This is a genomic window from Pseudonocardia sp. 73-21 (assembly GCF_001899645.1).
Lineage (GTDB): Bacteria > Actinomycetota > Actinomycetes > Mycobacteriales > Pseudonocardiaceae > Pseudonocardia.
This window is the reverse complement of record NZ_MKVV01000014.1, coordinates 76,337-92,644: the sequence shown is the minus strand read 5'-3', so window position 1 is coordinate 92,644 and position 16,308 is coordinate 76,337. Positions and strand designations below refer to the sequence as shown.

Genomic DNA, 16,308 nt, shown 5'->3' with positions numbered 1-16,308 from the left:
GGCCCACCTTCCCAGCACACCCGGCGTCATCGGGGAGGGGGGTGGATCACCCCGCGCGGGGGCCGTGTGAGTGGCTGACGGGCCCGGTGGACCACCGCGGGTGGCAGGTTCCGCCACACCGTGGGGCTCGTCACGACGTCGCCGAAATGGGCCCGCAGGTCGGCGAGCTGGCGCTGCGCCGGGGGCGCCCAGCGGGTCCACGAGTAGGCGAACTGGGTGAACACCCCGGTGGGGGTCATCGCATCGGTGATCATGGCGTGCAGGCCGCGACCGGGGGCGTACGCCGCCCACGGCAGGCCGCTGACCACGGCGTCCACCGACGTGATGCCCCGGTCGGCGAGCACGGTGGGCAGCGTGGCGACGTCGGCGTACACGACGTCGACACGCGGGAAACGGCGGCGCAGCAGCCCCGCCCACTCCCGGTGCCGCTCGATGGCGACGTGGCGGCCGCGCCCGCCGAGCCGCTCCTGGACGGCGCCGGTGAACGCGCCCGTGCCGGGCCCCAGCTCGACCACCACGGGGTCGCCGGTGTCGGGCAGCGACGCCGTCATCGCGGCGGCCAGCGCGGGTGAGCTGGGTGCGATGGCGGCCGTGTGCAGCGGGTCGCGGGCGAACTCGCGGAGGAACCGGCCGGTGTCCGACATGTCCGCCGACGGTAGGCCGTCCAGGTGAACGGGGGGCTTCCCCCCGACGGCATCTCGACCTACGGTTCGAGGTGACCACGATCACTCCAGGGGGGATCTCGTGCATCCACACCGCCTTCGTCAGCTCGTCGCAGGAGTGCCCGACACCGTCGACGCCGACCAGCGCGCCCGGCTGCTCGCCCACGTCCAGACGGCCGAGAGCTGCCGGCTGCGCATCGAGCGGGTGCGCGGTGAGCTGCACGAGGTGCTCGAGGGCGGCGACGGCCCGGCCGGCGATCGCGCGCTCGACCTGGCCTGCGAGCTCGACGGCCTGGAGCGCGTCCAGCAGCGCGTCGACGGTTGGCTGGCGGGTCTCGTCGAGGAGCTGGGACGCACGTCGGTGCGCCACGCGCACTACGGCGACGGGGTGCCCGCGTAATACGGTCACCCCCATGCGCGCAGTACAGGTGGTGACGTTGGACGGGCCGTCGGCGGTGCAGGTGCGGGAGGTGCCCGAGCCGGTACGGCAGCCCGAGCAGGTGCTGATCGACGTCCGGGCGGCCGGGGTCAACTTCCCGGACGTGCTGCAGAGCAAGGGGCTCTACCAGTACAAGCCGGACCCGCCGTTCACGCTCGGTTCCGAGGTGGCGGGTGTGGTGCGCGAGGTGCCGGACGGGTCGCCGCTGAAGCCGGGGGACCGGGTGGCGGCCTTCCCCGGCACCGGCGCGTTCGCCGAGGTGGTGGCCGCCCACGCCGACCACGTGCTGCCCCTGCCCGACGAGGTCGGCTTCGCCGCGGGTGCCTGCCTGCCCATGAACTACCTCACCGCCCACTTCGCGCTGCTGGTGCGCGGGCACCTGCGGTCCGGTCAGCGGGTGCTGGTGCAGGGCGCGGCCGGCGGGGTCGGCACCGCGTGCGTGCAGCTCGCCGCGGCGCTCGGCGCACACGTCGTCGCCGTCGTGTCCACCGACGCCAAGGCCGCGGTCGCGAAGGCCGCGGGCGCGCACGACACCGTGCTGGTCGAGGGCTTCCGCGACGCGGTCAAGGCGCTCGGTGCCGTCGACGTCGTGGTCGACCCGGTGGGCGGCGACCGCTTCACCGACTCCCTGCGCTGCCTCGCCCCCGAGGGTCGGCTGCTGGTGATCGGCTTCACCGGAGGCGACATCCCGACGGTGAAGGTCAACCGGCTGCTGCTCAACAACATCGACGTCGTGGGCGTCGGGTGGGGTGGCTACGCGCTCGGCCGCCCCGGCTACGTCGCCGGTCAGTGGGCCGAGCTGGAGCCGCACCTGCGCAGTGGCGCCGTCGACCCGGTGATCAGCGCCTCGTTCCCGCTGGAGCGGGCGGCCGAGGCGCTGAGCCGGATCGACGAGCGTCAGGTCACCGGCAAGGTGGTGCTGGAGGTCGACGACCCTCGCTGATGATCATCTCGATGGTGCGCCCGGCCGGCGCGGAGGTGACCGTCAGAGGGCGTCGAGCACCGTCTCGACGGAGCTGACGGTGACGGCGAGCGGGTCGGGCTCCACCTGCAGGTGCGTGACCACCCCGTCCTTGATGATCGCGGCGTAGCGCTGCGAGCGGGTGCCGAGCCCGAACGCGGTGCCGTCGAGTTCCAGGCCCGCGGCGGCGGCGAAGGAGGCGTTGCCGTCGCCCAGCATCACGATCTTGTCGTCGACCCCGGCCGACTCGCCCCAGGCGTTGAGCACGAACGCGTCGTTGACCGCGATGCAGGCGATCGTGTCGACGCCCTTGGCCCGCAGCTCGTCGGCCCGCAGCACGTAGCCGGGCAGGTGGTGGTCCGAGCAGGCCGGCGTGAAGGCGCCGGGCACGGCGAACAGCACGACCGTGCCGGTGCCCAGCGCTGCCTTGCTGGCGATCGGGGCCGGGCCGTCGCCGGTCATCGTCGTCAGTGTCACATCGGGGATGGGGTCACCTACGGAGAGCGTCATGGCGCCATCATGCCGGGCACGAGCGGATCGCGCCCCATACGGCCGGGGAGTACCTGGTCCTCCGGCCTGGGCCTCACCGCGATCACGAACTCGTCGCCGTGGGCCTGCGTGCCGTACTCCACCGCCTGCTCGACGGCGGCCGCGGCACGGTCGTCGCGGTGCACCGGCGGGTCGCTGCGCAGGTCCTGGGTCAGGGCCACGCACAGCGCCACCCTCACGACCGCGAACGGCGCCGCCATGATGATCCAGATGTTCTGGAGGCCCTGCAGCGCCTCGTCGCCGGGGCTGACGATCAGCATGATGATCGCGATCGCGCCCATCACCACGCCCCGGAACACCACGACCCAGCGCGACGGCTCGATCGTGCCGCGCTGCGAGAGCGTGCCCATCACGATCGACGCGGCGTCGGCGCCGGAGACGAAGAAGATCGCCACCAGGACCATCGCGACGATGAACCGGGCGAGGCTCACGGCGCTCGGGATGAGGGTGACGCCGGTGACGAACTGCTTGATCGAGCGGCCCCGGCTGATGCGGGCGATGAACCTGCCGACGAACGGCGTCCAGGAGATCCACCAGGCCCGGTAGGAGACGGTCCAGCCCTGAGCCACTCGGCCGTGGCGTCCCCGCCGCTGGCGGCGGTGCGGGCGGCCGTCCGGGAGAGGTTGCCGAAGTAGTCGCCGATGGCGGTGGGGAGAACGCCGCCCGCAGCGGCGTCGCGCCGGGCCGGTCGGCGCCGGACGGGCTCCAGTCCGAACGTGTTCGTGCCGGCGATCGGGGTGAAACCGTCGGCGAACACCCCCAGGCGCGCCCGGACAGTCCGTGCGGGGCCCGACGGTGTCATCCGGACCCGCTCACCGGAGACGAGCAGGTCCTGCCGGGTGAGCCGGGCGATGATGCTCTCCAGCTGGGCCGGTGCCCGCTACGGAGCGTGCCATCCGGCCTGGTCGACATCCCCCGGTACGGGGGCGGCCGGGTCGTAGGGCGTGCGGGTGAACACGAAGGTCGCGAGGTTCAGTGCCACCGGGTCCAGGCGCAGCTTCTCGCCCGCGAAGTAGCCGTCCAGGCCGACCCAGGTGCCGTCGGGGCCCGGCCGGAACCGCGACGTGCGGCCGGGCCGGCCCAGCCCGCCGAGGTGCAGCAGGCCTCCCGCGATCGCCCGCAGCGCGTACGGCGACGGGCCCCAGAACCACGGCCCGAGCAGCTCCAGCGGCACCGGTGACGCGCTCGGCGTCCACGCGTCGACGATGCGGGGTTCGGCCGCGCGGACGTCGGCGAGCAGGGTGGTGGGCAGCGCGCCGTCCAGGCCGGTGGTGGTGTTGCCCAGGGCGAGCGCGGCCGTGCCCTCCTCGCGGTCGGCCCACAGGCCGGCGAGGAACCCGGGCATCGAACCGCCGTGCCCGACGAACGTGGCGCCGTCGATGCGCTGGACCTGCACCCCCAGCCCGTAGGACGACCAGCCCGGGCTGGAGAAGTCGATGCCCGCGGGGAGCGTCATCTCCTCGACGGTGGCGGGGGAGAGCACGTCACCGGAGTCGCCGAGCAGGAACGCGCCGAGGCGTCCGAGATCGGTGGCGGTGGCCCAGAGCTGCCCGGCCGGGGCCATTGTGACGGCGTCGTGCTCGGGTTCGGCCAGCACCTCGTCCGCCCAGGGGTGGACGGCCAGCCCCGGTGCGGCCGCACCTGACGGCCGGGGCGTGGTGCGGGTCATGCCCAGGGGCAGCAGCACCTCGTCGCGGGCGACGTCGGCCCAGGAGCGCCCGCGGAGCCGGGCGACCACCTCGCCCAGCAGCCCGAACCCGAGGTTGGAGTAGTGGAAGCGCCGCGCCGCGGGCAGCACGACGTCGGCGTCGGTGAGCGCGAGCCCCTCCAGCGTGGTGCCGGGCGTGCGCTCCCACCAGCCGCCCGGGCTCTCCGACCCGGCCCCGGCCAGGTGCGAGAGGAGCTGGCCGAGCGTGCGGTCGCCGAGCGGGGTGCCGGGCAGGTGCTGCTCGAGGGCGTCGTCGAGGTCGACGAGGCCCTCGTCGCGCAGCCGCAGCACGGTGATCGCGGTGACGGTCTTGGAGATCGACCCGAGCCGGTACTGGACGTCGGTGTGTGGTGCGCCGACGGCGCCACGGCCCGCGGACCACACGAGCGACCCGTCCCGGACCACGCCTGCCACCAGCGACGGGACGCGTCCGTCGCGCTGGGCGCGGGCGACGCGGGCGAGCAGGGTGCGGGCGGTTGCGGGGAGCAGTTCGGTCACGCCCGCGACGGTATCGGCCATGATCGGGGTCCGGTGCAACGGGAACGGGTGTGCCGATCATCCGTAGGTCCGAGCACGGGGTGGTGCCCGACCCTCGCGCCTGGCCGTCACGGTGTTCGACGGCAGCGTCCTCCCGGCGTCGACCGCGCCCGTGCGGTACGTCGAGTTCGGCCGGGCCGACGACCCGGGCCTCGTGCTCTGCGGCCGGCCGGGCTCCGGCGCGGTGACCGTGACCCTCTACGACTCCGCGGGCGGCCCGGCGTCCCTGCCGCTGGACCGATCCGCGATGCGCTCCAGCAGCGGGGCCAGCCGGTGCCGCACCAGCCTCCGCATCACCATCGACGTGGACGTGCGCTCCACCCCGTCGATGCCCAGGAGCTGGCCCGCGATGCGGTAGAGGTCGTCGGCGTCGCGGGCGACGAGCTGCACGAGCAGGTCGGTCTGGCCGGAGATGCCGAGCACCTCCACCACCTCGGGCACGTCGGCCAGCGCCGCGGCCACCTCCGCGAGCCGGCGCTGCACCAGCTGCACCGTGACGAACGCGGTGAGCGGGTAGCCGAGCGCGGTGGGGTCGATCCGGCGCTCGAACGAGCCCAGCACCCCGCGTGCGTCGAGCCCGGCCAGGCGCGCCTGCACGGTGTTGCGCGAGAGGCCGAGGCGCTCGGCGAGTGCGAGCACCGACGCCCGCGGGCTCTCGGCGAGAGCGAGCAGCAGCCGGGCGTCGGTGGCGTCCACCTCGTCGTTGCGCACTCTGCCCGCCCTTCCGGTCGTCTGGCGGGCCATGGCTGGGCACTCTGCTCAGTCGAAGGCCCTTCGGTTGTGCAGTCATCGTGGCGGTGGTCCAGTTAGGGGTCAACATGATTGAGGAGGCGACGGTGGCGAGCACGCTGCAGGAGATCGAGGAGCGGGTGCTGTGGCTGAGCACCGCGATCGTGCACCACGCGAACCGCGTGCGGCCCAACGCCGGCGGGCTCAAGGTGGGCGGCCACCAGGCGTCGTCGGCGTCGCTCGTGTCGATCATGACGGAGCTGTGGTTCGAGCACCTGCGCCCCGAGGACCGCGTGTCGGTGAAGCCGCACGCCTCGCCGGTGCTGCACGCCATCAACCACCTGCTCGGCGAGCTCGACACCCGCTACCTGGAGACGCTGCGCGAGTACAAGGGGCTGCAGAGCTACCCCTCGCGGTCGAAGGATCCCGACCCGGTCGACTACTCGACGGGCTCGGTCGGCATCGGCGCCACCGCCCCGATCTGGGGTGCGCTGGCGCGCCGATACGTGTCCTCGATCCGCCCGGAGGTGGGCGTCGGACGGCAGTACTCGCTGGTCGGTGACGCCGAGCTGGACGAGGGCGCGTGCTGGGAGGCGGTCCTCGACCCGATGGTCGGCGAGCTCGGCGAGGTCGTGTGGATCGTCGACCTCAACCGGCAGAGCCTCGACCGCGTCGTGCCCAACATCGGCGCCACCCGGTTGCAGGGCATGTTCGAGGCGGCGGGCTGGCAGGTGCTCACCGTCAAGTACGGGCGGATCCTCGAGGAGCTGTTCACCCGCCCCGGCGGTGACGCCCTGCGCCGGCGCATCGACGAGATGCCCAACCCGGAGTACCAGCGGCTGCTGCGCTGCACCCCGGCCCAGCAGCGCGAGCGGCTCCCGGACGGGGACGACAAGCTGGTCGAGCTCGTGGCGGGCCTGGACGACGAGACGCTGCACGCCGCCGTCCGCAACCTCGGCGGCCACGACCTGTCCGCGCTCGGCGACGCACTCGACGCCATCGACGACACCCGCCCCACGGTGATCTTCGCCTACACCGTGAAGGGCTACGGCCTGGCCAGCGAGGGCCACCCGCAGAACCACTCGTCCCTGCTGACCGTGGAGCAGATGGCGGAGCTGGGGAAGCGCGTCGGGTGTTCGGTGGACGACCCGTGGCGCCCGTTCCCGGAGGGGTCCGCCGCGGCCGAGCTGTGCGCCGAGGTGGGCGAGCGGCTGCGGCGCACCCCCGAGCCGTACACGACGGTCCCGGCGCTGCCCACCGACATCGGCCGCACCCCCGCGGGCACGGCCACCACCCAGGCCGCGCTGGGGCGCGCGCTGCTCGACCTCACCCGCGAGTCGCCCGAGGCCGCGCGCCGGATCGTGACGCTGTGCCCCGACGTCTCGTCGTCGACGAACCTCGGTGGCTGGGTCAACAAGGTGGGCGTGTGGTCGGCGGCCGAGCGCGTGGACTGGTTCGCCGACGACCCCGAGACGATCCTGCACTGGCGCGAGCGGCCCACCGGCCAGCACCTCGAGCTGGGCATCGCCGAGACCAACCTCGTCGGGCTGCTGGGTGAGCTCGGCGCCACCTGGTCGCGGTGGGGCGAGCCACTGCTGCCCATCGGCGTCATGTACGACCCGTTCGTCGAGCGGGCGCTCGAGCCGTGGTCGTTCGGGATCTACGCGGGCGGGCAGTCGATCCTGGTCGGCACGCCGTCGGGGGTGTCGCTGGCGCCCGAGGGCGGGGCGCACCAGTCGATCACCACGCCGTCGGTGGGGCTGGAGCAGCCCGGCTGCGTGTCCTACGACCCGGCGTTCGCGATCGACGTCGAGTGGACGCTGCTCGCGTCGCTGGCGCAGCTCGGCCGGCCGGACGGCAGCTCGGCCTACCTGCGCCTGTCGACCCGCCCGGTGGACCAGACGCTGGCCGCGGTGCCCACCGACCCGGCCGCACGTGAGCGCCGTCGCCGGCAGGTGGTGGCGGGCGCGTACCCGCTGCGGCGCGCGAGCGGCACCCCCGCGGTGACGATCGCCGCGATGGGCGCCGTGGTGCCGGAGGCGCTCGCGGCCGCCGAGCGGCTGGCCGGGCAGGGCGTCGAGGCCGACGTCGTGTGCGTGACCAGCGCCGGACTGGTCTTCGAGGCGCTGCAGGCCCGCTCGGGCCGGGGCTCGGCGGAGACGTGGGTGCTCGACGCGGCCTTCCCCGCCCGCCGGGCCGCGCCGATGGTGACGGTGCTGGACGGGCACCCGCACACCCTGGCGTTCCTGGCCGGGATCAACCAGGTGCGCGCCGCCCACCTGGGTGTGAGCGCGTTCGGTCAGTCCGGCGACCTGGACGCGGTCTACCGCCACCACGGCCTCGACGCCGACAGCCTGGTGCGGGCGGCCCTGGACCTGACCGACTGACCCCGACGTCGCAGCCCGCCGGTCACGTCGCAGCCCGCTGGTCACGTCGCAGCCCGCTGGTCACGTCGCAGCCCGCCGGCGCGCTGCGACGTGCCTCACGGGCTGCGAGGTGCACCTAGGGTGGCACCGTGGTCGATCTCGATGCGGAGTTCCGGCGGCTCGTGGGGTTCGGGGGAGCCGGGGTCGTGCATCCCTGCGGGGGCGCCGCCTGGCTGGGGGACCGGGGGGAGCCCTGGCTCGACCGACCCGTGCAGCCCTACTCCACCGCCCGGATGGCGCACGTGCACGGCCTCGCGGTGCTGGCGGGGATCGAGAGCTCCGGCCCCGTCGCCGACGCGATGCTCGCCGCGCTGGCCGGCCCGCTGCACGACGACGAGCACGGCGGCTGGCCGACCTCGGCGGAGTCCAGCGACAAGAACGCCTACGACCACGCGTTCGTCCTGCTCGCCGCGTCGACGGCGACGGTGGCCGGTCGCCCCGGCGCGTCCGACCTGATGGCCGAGGCGCTGGCGACGCACGAGCGGTTCTGGGAGCCCGAGCACGGCATGGTGTGCGACCTGTTCGACCGCACCTGGGCCCGCCGTGACACCTATCGCGGCCTCAACGCCAACATGCACACCGTCGAGGCCCTGCTCGCCGCGTCCGACGCCACGGGCGACCCGCGGTGGCGGCAGCGGGCCCGGCGGATCGCCACCTTCGCGGTCGCCCGCGGCCGGGAGTTCGGCTGGCGGCTGCCCGAGCACTTCACGCCCGCGTGGGAGCCGATGCCGTCCTACCACCGCGACCAGCCCGACCACCCGTTCCAGCCCTACGGGGCCACCGTCGGGCACGGGCTGGAGTGGTCGCGCCTGCTGCTGCACCTGGACCCGCCGCTCGTCGACGCCTCCGCCGCCCTCTACGACCGCGCCGTGGCCGACGGCTGGGCCGCCGACGGCGAGGACGGGTTCGTCTACACCACCGACTGGTCCGGCGCCCCCGTCACGCACGACCGCATGTGGTGGGTGGTGGCCGAGGCCGTCGCGGCGGCGGCGGCGCTGCACACCGTCACCGGCGAGGCCCGCTACGTCGCCGACCAGGACCGGTTCTGGGCGTTCGTCGAGTCCCACCACATCGACCGCGTCGAGGGCTCCTGGGTCCACCAGCTCGACCGGCACAACCGGCACGCGACGTCGGTGTGGCCGGGCAAGCCCGACCTCTACCACGCGGTGCAGGCCACCCTGGTGCCCCGGCTCCCGCTGGCCCCGGGTATGGCGCGCGCCGTGCGGGACGGCCTGCTCGCAGACTGATCGTGGCGACGCCCGGCCGCACCGCCTCCGAGCTCCCGGTCGAGCAGCTCCGCTCACTACGGCAAATGGTCTATTTCTACTGATCCGGGCGAACCAGTGCCGAGAGTCGTCATGGCGGACGTGTCCGCGGCGAAGAGCCGGGCGTGACCCTGCGAGGTCGGTTGCGCACAACCAGTGCACGGCTCTCGCCGGACTCGCCGATGCGTCCGACGCCCTCGACACACTGGAGCCCGTCCACCGTGAAGCTGATCCGCACCGGAATCGCGGCCGCCGCCGCGGTGGCGTTGACCGCCCTCGCCGCCCCCTCCGCCTTCGCCATGACCGCGGGAACGGCCGTCACGGTCACGCCCGAGGCGCTGAACGGCTGGGTCGTGGACCCCGACCCGACCACCCCGGCCCCGGCCTACGCCTTCGCGGCGGGCCCGCACACCTCCGGCGTCGGGAGCCTGCGGTTCGGGCCGATCGGTGCGGCGAACCCGAACCAGAAGATGATCGTGCAGCGCGCGGAGACCATCCCGACGGCGTCCTTCGGCCTCTCCTTCGACTACTACATCGCCCCGGACGCCACGAACAAGAACCCGCAGCAGTACTACGCGAACGTCTACACGCGGACGGCCGGCTCCACGGCGTCGTTCTACGACTGCCGCTACGACTTCGCGGGCACGGCGACCGGTGACGGGTGGCACACCGTCTCGGCCACGGGCTCCACGGCGCCCACCACGGTCACCTCCCGCAACGGGGCCACCTGCGGCACCACGTTCGGCGGCCTGACCGGCGGCACGGTCTTCCTCGTGGCCCTCAACGCCGGTGACACCTCCGCGAACGACGCCGGCATCAAGGGCGCGTTCGACACCGTCGCGGTCACCGGCGCCACCGGCACGACGACCTACGACTTCGAGCCGCTGCCGCCGACCCCGTGCCGCGTGCTGCCCACGCCGGGGCGCGTCGGTACCGCCGGCGGCGACGTCGTGCCGGGCACGGCCGTGACCGAGCGGATCTCCACGCTCGGCGGCGACGACGTGGTGGACGGCGCCGGCGGCGACGACTGCATCCTCGGCGGCGACGGCAACGACGTGCTGCGCGGCGGGACCGGGGCCGACGAGATCTCGGGCGGCGCGGGCAACGACGTGATCGACGGCGGCGCGGGCGATGACATCACCACCGGCGGTGCCGGCAGGGACGTGCTCACTGCGGGCGCCGGCAACGACACCGTGAACGTCGCGGACGGCGAGGTCGACACGGTCGACTGCGGCGCCGGCGTCGACACCGTGGTCGCCGACCGCACCGACGTCCTGCGCAACTGCGAGAACGTCACCCGCAGCTGACCCACCTTCCGTCCGGTGCGAACCGGTGCGGTGCGCTACAACTCCGTCGTGGGCAACGACGGAGTTGTAGCGCGCACGGGGTACGTGGTGGGGACGTTCGACACGAAGGGCGCCGAGGTGCGCCACGTCGCGGACCTGGCCCGCTCGGCCGGCGCGGACGTCGTGACGGTCGACGTGTCGACGTCGGGGCCCGACGAGAGGGGCGCCGATGTCGGGGCCGCCGAGGTCGCCGCGCACCATCCCGGGGGCGCCGGCGCCGTGTTCACCGGCGACCGGGGCTCCGCGGTGGGGGCGATGGCCGTAGCCCTGGAACGTTTCCTGCTCACGCGGCCCGACGTCCGCGGCGTGCTCGGGCTGGGCGGCTCCGGTGGCACCGCCATCGTCACGCCCGCGATGCGTGCCCTGCCCGTCGGGCTCGTGAAGATCATGGTCTCGACGGTGGCGTCGGGCGATGTCGCCCCGTACGTCGGAGCGTCCGACATCGCGATGCTGCACTCGGTCACCGACGTCGCCGGGCTCAACCGGATCTCGCGGCAGGTGCTGGGCAACGCCGCCCACATGCTGGCCGGTGCGCTCACGCACGCGGTGCCGGCCGCCGACGACCGCCCGGCGGTCGGGGTGACGATGTTCGGCGTCACCACGGCGTGCGTCACGGCGGTGCTGGAGCGGCTCGGCGACGGTGTCGACCCGCTCGTCTTCCACGCCACCGGTACGGGCGGGCGGTCCATGGAGAAGCTGGTGGACGACGGCCTGATCGGCTCGGTGCTCGACCTGACCACCACCGAGGTCGCGGACCTGCTCGTCGGCGGCGTGATGGCGGCGGGGCAGGACCGGCTCGGCGCGATCGCCCGCACCGGCGTGCCCTACGTCGGCTCCTGCGGGGCGCTGGACATGGTCAACTTCGGGGCCCGCGACACCGTGCCGGCCGCGTTCGCCGGCCGGCTGTTCTACGAGCACAACGCGCAGGTCACGCTCATGCGCACGACGGTGGAGGAGAACGCGGCCGCCGGCCGGTTCCTCGCGGCCAAGCTCAACGCCTGCACCGGGTCGGTGCGGTTCCTGCTGCCCGTCGGCGGCGTCTCCGCGCTGGACGCGCCCGGTCAGCCGTTCCACGACCCCGACGCCGACGAGGCGCTGTTCGCCGCGCTGGAGCAGGACACCCGCCCGGGCGTGGTCGTCCGGGTTCCGCACCACGTCAACGATCCCGAGTTCGCCGACGCGGTCGTGGCCGCGTGGCGGGAGGTGCTCACATGAGGTTCCAGCGGGCCGAGCTCGTCGAGCGGTTCCAGGACATGGCCCGGCGCGGCGAGCCGATCGTCGGGGGCGGGGCCGGCACCGGCCTGTCGGCCAAGTGCGAGGAGGCCGGCGGCATCGACCTCATCGTCATCTACAACTCGGGCCGCTACCGGATGGCCGGCCGTGGGTCGCTCGCCGGCCTGCTGGCCTACGGCAACGCCAACGACATCGTGGTCGAGATGGCCGCCGAGGTGCTGCCCGTGGTCGACCACACGCCCGTGCTGGCCGGCGTCAACGGCACGGACCCGTTCATGATCACCGACCGTTTCCTGCGCGAGCTGGCCGATCTCGGGTTCGCGGGGATCCAGAACTTCCCCACCGTCGGCCTCATCGACGGCACGTTCCGCGCCAACCTCGAGGAGACGGGGATGGGGTTCGGCCTGGAGGTCGACCTGGTGCGGGCCGCCCGTGAGCACGACCTGCTGACCACGCCGTACGTCTTCTCCGCCGCCGACGCCCGCGCGATGACCGAGGCCGGGGCGGACATCATCGTCTGCCACATGGGCCTGACCACCGGGGGCTCCATCGGCGCGGAGACGGCGAAGACCCTCGACGACTGCGTGGCGCTCGTGGACGAGTGGTCGGCGGCCGCGCTGGAGGTGCGCGACGATGTGCTCGTGCTCTGCCACGGCGGCCCGATCGCGATGCCCGACGACGCCGCGCACGTGGTGGCAGCCACGCAGCACTGCCACGGTTTCTACGGCGCGTCGTCCATGGAACGGCTGCCTGTCGAGACCGCGTTGACCGAACAGACCCGCGCGTTCAAGAACACCCTCACGAGAAGGAGCACGTGATGCCCCGTCCCTACGCCAGCGGTGTGGTCCCCGCCTCCGCCGACGCCGTCTGGGAGGTGGTCCGCGCGTTCGACGGGCTGCCGTCCTGGCACCCCGCCATCGCCACGAGCGAGGTGGTCAGCGGCGCGGAGGGCCAGGTCGGTGCCGTGCGCCGCCTGACGCTGGGCGACGGCGGGGTGGTCGTCGAACGCCTGCTCACGCTCGACGACGTCGACCGCAGCTACACCTACGCCTTCGACGGCCCCGACTCCAACCCGTTCGGCGTGCGCCGCTACGTCTCGACGGTGCGGATCGCCCCCGTCACCGACACCGGGCACGCGTTCGTGGAGTGGTGGTCGGAGTACGACGCCGAGGCCGCCGACGAGGCGAAGCTCGACGAGCTGTTCGCCGGCGGCGTCTACGGGGGCGGGATCGCAGCCCTGCGGGAGCGGTTCAGCTAGGACCGCCCGGGCCGTCGTCCTCGTCGTCCCCCTGGGCGGCGAGGAACTTCTCCACCTCGGCGCCCAGCTCGTCGGCGCTCGGGAGCTCACCGGCCAGGCCGAGCGACGACCGTTCGCCCCGGCCCGAGGTCACGGTGTCGTACTGCTGCTCCAGTGCCTCGACGACCTGCTTGACCTCGTCGGACGCGGCCACCTGCTCGCCGATCTCCTCCTCCGCCCGCTCGGCGGCCTTGGAGAGGGCCTCGGTGGGCAGGTAGAGACCCGCCGAGAGTCCGACGTGGTCGAGCAGCACGCGCGCGGCCTGCGGGTACTCGGCGCGGGCCAGGTAGTGGGGCACGTGCACGGCGAAGCCCATCGCGTCGTGCCCGGCCTCGCCGAGGCGGAACTCCATCAGTGCGACGGCGCTGCCGGGCACCTCGGCGGTGGCGAACCACGCCTCGTGGCCCTCGGTGAGCTCGGGCCGCGTGCCGTGCGCCGTCACGCCGATCGGACGGGTGTGCGGCACCGCCATGGGGATGGCCGTCAGGTTGATCACCAACCGCACCCCCAGCTGCTCCACGAGCTGCGCGACGGCGGCGGAGAAGCGCTCCCACTGCGTGTCCGGTTCGGGGCCCGAGAGCAGCAGGTAGGAGGTGTCGCCGGTGTCGGTGAGCGTGACCAGCTCCAGCTTCGGCGGGTTGTAGGCGGCCCAGCGGTCGCTCTCGAACCGCAGCGGGGGACGCCGCGACCGGTAGTCGATGAGCTGGTCGATGTCGAACGTCGCCACCGGCACGGGCTCCCGGTCGGCCAGCAGCGCCGCCACCGCGAGACGCGCGGCGTTCCCGGCGTCGACGAAGCCGTCGAGCGCCACCAGCAGCACCGGCTCCTCGAGATCCGGGGCGTCCGGCGCCACCTCGTACAGCTCCGCTGGGTCCAGCACCGTGTTCCTCCTGAAGATCGCGTACCCACTGCAACGTGAAACTCCCCGCACAGCATCCCTTTCCGGGCGGGTATACCGCACCATTGGGGTCGAGATGAACAAGCAACGTCGTGTGTGGGCCGTGTGGGCCGTCGGACTCTCCGCCTACCTCGTGGGCGTCATGCAGCGCACGTCGTTCGGGGTCGCGGGCCTCGACGCGGCCGCACGCTTCGACGCCGCACCGGCCGTCCTGTCGGGGTTCGTGGTCCTGCAGCTGCTGGTCTACGCCGTGCTGCAGGTGCCGGCGGGGGTGCTGCTCGACCGGTTCGGGGCCAAGCGGCTGGTCGTCGTCGGGGCGTTGACGATGGCGGCCGGGCAGCTCGTGCTGGCCGTGGCCGACGGGGTGCCGCTGGCCATCGCGGCGCGCGTGCTCGTCGGCACCGGCGACGCGCTGACGTTCATCTCGGTCCTGTCGGTGGTGTCGGCCTGGTTCCCGGCGCGGCGCGTCCCGCTCATGACGCAGCTGACCGGCCTGCTCGGGCAGCTCGGCCAGGTGCTCTCGGCGATCCCGCTCGCCGCCTTGCTGAACGGTCCGGGCTGGACCACGGCGTTCGTCTCCGCTGCGGCGCTCGGCGTCGCCGTCGCGATCGCAGTGGCGGCGGTGCTGCGCAACCGGCCGCCCGGCGCGCCGCCGCCTCCGCCGGCCCAGAGCCCGCGGGAGATCGTCGACGGCCTCAAGCGCTCCTGGCGCGAACCGGGCACCCGGCTGGGCCTGTGGACCCACATGGGCACCCAGTTCTCCGGCACCGTGTTCGCGCTGCTGTGGGGCGTGCCGTACCTCGTGGCCGGGCAGGGTTTCACCACGGGCGGGGCGAGCGCGCTGCTCACGCTGTTCGTCGGTGTCGGGATCCTGGCCGGCCCGCTGTTCGGCGAGTTCACCGCCCGCCACCCGCTGCGCCGCTCGTGGCTGGTGCTCGCGGTGATCGGCACGACCGCCGCGATGTGGACGATCGTGCTGCTGGTCCCGCCGCCCGCTCCCACCTGGCTGCTCGTGCTGCTGGTCGTCGTGCTGGCGACGGGCGGGCCCGGCTCGATGATCGGGTTCGACTACGCCCGCACGTTCAACCCGGGCCACCGCCAGGGCACGGCGATCGGGATCGTCAACGTGGGCGGGTTCCTCGCGTCGCTGCTCGTGGCGCTCGGGGTCGGGGTGCTGCTGGGCCCCACCGGCTACACGCCCGCGGGCTTCCGCCTGGCGTGGACCGTCCAGTACGTGATCTGGGCCGTGGCCCTGACCGGCGTGCTGATCGCGCGGCGCCGGGCGCGCCGCGGCCTCGCCGCCGCGGGCGTCGTGGTGCCGCCCCTGCGCGAGGTGCTGGCGCGCCGCCGCCGCTGACCCCACGGCTCACGACGTCGGCGGCGGTGGTCGCGCGGTACCTCGCCGCGCAGGTCGGACGAGCACGTCGTGCCCCGTGCGCGGAAAACAGTGCTCCAGCCCTGATATCCGCGCACGGGTGGCGTAGCCGCCTACTCGGCGAGCAGGCGGTAGATCGTCTTGCGGGCCTCGGTGAGGGCCGCCGTGGCCGCGGTGATCTGCTCCGGCGTGCCGGCGCCCATCACCTGCTGGGCCGCGGCGTGCAGCTGGCCCAGCTGCTCCCACAGGCCGGAGGCCTCGTCGTCGGCGTCGCGGCCGACCGACGCCCAGACGGCGTCGAGCTCCTCGCGGTGCTCGGCCACGTAGGTGGTGCCGGCCTCGGTGAGCTGGACGACCTTGCGGCCGTCGGTCTGCTCGACGCGGACCAGGCCCTCGTCCTCCAGTTGCGACAGCGTCGGGTAGACCGAGCCGGGGCTGGGGCGCCAGGCGCCACCGGAGCGCTCGGCGATCTCCTGGATAATCTCGTAGCCGTGCCGTGGCTGCTCCGCGACCAGCGCCAGGACGGCGGCGCGGATGTCACCGCGGGCCGTGCGGCGGCCGCGGCCGCGGCCACGTGGGCCGGGGAAGCCCCGGCCGGGCGGCATTCCGGGGCCCGGGCCGAAGCCCGGACCGAACGGGCCGCGTCGGGCGGCCCGTCCCGGACCACCGCGGCGACCGCGGGGTCCTTCGTTCTCGTCCTCCACCGGCCCGGCGAAGGGCGGGGTGGCGGTCATGTCCGGCCGGCCGTGCCGGCGGCGGAACGGTCCCTGATGGGGGTGCATGGCGTTCATGGTTGATGTCTCCTCAGACGTTGCGAGCCTCCTGCTCCGATAGCACTGAGTAGCTCGTGTGCCATCACGATATATCGCGATAGCGTGGATAG

16 protein-coding genes are annotated in these 16,308 nt (G+C 73.8%); 9 read left to right on the top strand and 7 right to left on the bottom strand.

Annotated features, from left to right (window positions below; all coding sequences use genetic code 11):
* Positions 1–26: 26 nt before the first annotated feature.
* Complete coding sequence (locus BGP03_RS02325; RefSeq protein ID WP_298799684.1) at positions 27–644, bottom strand: SAM-dependent methyltransferase; 618 nt, start codon at positions 642–644, stop codon at positions 27–29.
* Between the two features lie 100 nt (positions 645–744).
* Here BGP03_RS02325 and BGP03_RS02320 point away from each other — a divergent pair, with 100 nt between their 5' ends.
* Both BGP03_RS02320 and BGP03_RS02315 read left to right on the top strand, forming a co-directional pair.
* On the top strand, positions 745–1,062 hold the full coding sequence (locus tag BGP03_RS02320; protein ID WP_298799685.1) for a hypothetical protein: 318 nt from the start codon (positions 745–747) through the stop codon (positions 1,060–1,062).
* A 13-nt stretch (positions 1,063–1,075) separates the two neighbouring features.
* Complete coding sequence (locus tag BGP03_RS02315) at positions 1,076–2,044, top strand: NADPH:quinone oxidoreductase family protein (protein WP_298799686.1); 969 nt, start codon at positions 1,076–1,078, stop codon at positions 2,042–2,044.
* A gap of 42 nt (positions 2,045–2,086) precedes the next feature.
* Here the strand turns inward: BGP03_RS02315 and BGP03_RS02310 are convergent, their stop codons facing one another.
* The 4 genes from BGP03_RS02310 to BGP03_RS02295 all read right to left on the bottom strand — a co-directional run bounded on the left by BGP03_RS02310 (position 2,087) and on the right by BGP03_RS02295 (position 5,600).
* Positions 2,087–2,572, bottom strand: coding sequence for a peroxiredoxin (locus BGP03_RS02310; RefSeq protein ID WP_298799687.1), 486 nt, complete (start codon positions 2,570–2,572; stop codon positions 2,087–2,089).
* Positions 2,569–3,180, bottom strand: a complete 612-nt coding sequence (locus BGP03_RS02305; protein WP_363093129.1) for a BCCT family transporter — start codon at positions 3,178–3,180, stop codon at positions 2,569–2,571. The genes BGP03_RS02310 and BGP03_RS02305 overlap by 4 nt, the downstream gene beginning before the upstream one ends.
* 311 nt (positions 3,181–3,491) lie before the next feature.
* Positions 3,492–4,817 carry a serine hydrolase domain-containing protein gene (locus BGP03_RS02300; RefSeq protein ID WP_298799688.1) on the bottom strand — a complete coding sequence of 442 codons (1,326 nt, stop codon included), beginning with the start codon at positions 4,815–4,817 and terminating at the stop codon, positions 3,492–3,494.
* A gap of 237 nt (positions 4,818–5,054) precedes the next feature.
* Complete coding sequence (locus BGP03_RS02295) at positions 5,055–5,600, bottom strand: Lrp/AsnC family transcriptional regulator (protein ID WP_296370696.1); 546 nt, start codon at positions 5,598–5,600, stop codon at positions 5,055–5,057.
* 74 nt (positions 5,601–5,674) lie between these two features.
* On the opposite strand from BGP03_RS02295, the gene BGP03_RS02290 reads away from it, so the two are divergent.
* The 6 genes from BGP03_RS02290 (at position 5,675) to BGP03_RS02265 (ending at position 13,113) form a co-directional block, all read left to right on the top strand.
* A complete protein-coding gene (locus BGP03_RS02290; protein WP_298799689.1) occupies positions 5,675–7,972 on the top strand; it encodes a pyruvate dehydrogenase in 2,298 nt (765 codons plus the stop codon).
* 128 nt (positions 7,973–8,100) lie between these two features.
* A complete protein-coding gene (locus BGP03_RS02285; protein WP_298799690.1) occupies positions 8,101–9,258 on the top strand; it encodes an AGE family epimerase/isomerase in 1,158 nt (385 codons plus the stop codon).
* Positions 9,259–9,497: 239 nt separating this feature from the next.
* Positions 9,498–10,583 (top strand): hypothetical protein, encoded by a 1,086-nt coding sequence (locus BGP03_RS02280; protein ID WP_298799691.1) that lies wholly within the window; start codon positions 9,498–9,500, stop codon positions 10,581–10,583.
* 48 nt (positions 10,584–10,631) lie between these two features.
* Entirely contained in the window at positions 10,632–11,837 is a 1,206-nt protein-coding gene (locus BGP03_RS02275; RefSeq protein WP_298799731.1) for a Tm-1-like ATP-binding domain-containing protein, read from the top strand.
* On the top strand, positions 11,834–12,673 hold the full coding sequence (locus BGP03_RS02270; RefSeq protein ID WP_298799692.1) for a phosphoenolpyruvate hydrolase family protein: 840 nt from the start codon (positions 11,834–11,836) through the stop codon (positions 12,671–12,673). The genes BGP03_RS02275 and BGP03_RS02270 overlap by 4 nt, the downstream gene beginning before the upstream one ends.
* On the top strand, positions 12,673–13,113 hold the full coding sequence (locus BGP03_RS02265) for an SRPBCC family protein (RefSeq protein ID WP_298799693.1): 441 nt from the start codon (positions 12,673–12,675) through the stop codon (positions 13,111–13,113). The genes BGP03_RS02270 and BGP03_RS02265 overlap by 1 nt, the downstream gene beginning before the upstream one ends.
* On the opposite strand, the gene BGP03_RS02260 is transcribed toward BGP03_RS02265, so the two are convergent.
* Positions 13,106–14,032 carry a PAC2 family protein gene (locus tag BGP03_RS02260; protein WP_296370690.1) on the bottom strand — a complete coding sequence of 309 codons (927 nt, stop codon included), beginning with the start codon at positions 14,030–14,032 and terminating at the stop codon, positions 13,106–13,108. The genes BGP03_RS02265 and BGP03_RS02260 overlap by 8 nt on opposite strands.
* Before the next feature lie 94 nt (positions 14,033–14,126).
* Between BGP03_RS02260 and BGP03_RS02255 the strand changes: the two genes are divergently transcribed.
* Positions 14,127–15,407 (top strand): MFS transporter, encoded by a 1,281-nt coding sequence (locus BGP03_RS02255; protein ID WP_296370689.1) that lies wholly within the window; start codon positions 14,127–14,129, stop codon positions 15,405–15,407.
* 131 nt (positions 15,408–15,538) lie between these two features.
* Here the strand turns inward: BGP03_RS02255 and BGP03_RS02250 are convergent, their stop codons facing one another.
* Positions 15,539–16,207 (bottom strand): PadR family transcriptional regulator, encoded by a 669-nt coding sequence (locus BGP03_RS02250; RefSeq protein WP_296370688.1) that lies wholly within the window; start codon positions 16,205–16,207, stop codon positions 15,539–15,541.
* Positions 16,208–16,308 lie beyond the last annotated feature (101 nt).

Coding starts and splice junctions, on each gene's coding strand:
- BGP03_RS02250 (WP_296370688.1), bottom strand. CDS start 16,207: ATGCACCCCCATCAGGGACCGTTCCGCCGCCGGCACGGCCGGCCGGAC.
- BGP03_RS02290 (WP_298799689.1), top strand. CDS start 5,675: ATGATTGAGGAGGCGACGGTGGCGAGCACGCTGCAGGAGATCGAGGAG.
- BGP03_RS02315 (WP_298799686.1), top strand. CDS start 1,076: ATGCGCGCAGTACAGGTGGTGACGTTGGACGGGCCGTCGGCGGTGCAG.
- BGP03_RS02255 (WP_296370689.1), top strand. CDS start 14,127: ATGAACAAGCAACGTCGTGTGTGGGCCGTGTGGGCCGTCGGACTCTCC.
- BGP03_RS02295 (WP_296370696.1), bottom strand. CDS start 5,600: ATGGCCCGCCAGACGACCGGAAGGGCGGGCAGAGTGCGCAACGACGAG.
- BGP03_RS02270 (WP_298799692.1), top strand. CDS start 11,834: ATGAGGTTCCAGCGGGCCGAGCTCGTCGAGCGGTTCCAGGACATGGCC.
- BGP03_RS02310 (WP_298799687.1), bottom strand. CDS start 2,572: ATGACGCTCTCCGTAGGTGACCCCATCCCCGATGTGACACTGACGACG.
- BGP03_RS02265 (WP_298799693.1), top strand. CDS start 12,673: ATGCCCCGTCCCTACGCCAGCGGTGTGGTCCCCGCCTCCGCCGACGCC.
- BGP03_RS02325 (WP_298799684.1), bottom strand. CDS start 644: ATGTCGGACACCGGCCGGTTCCTCCGCGAGTTCGCCCGCGACCCGCTG.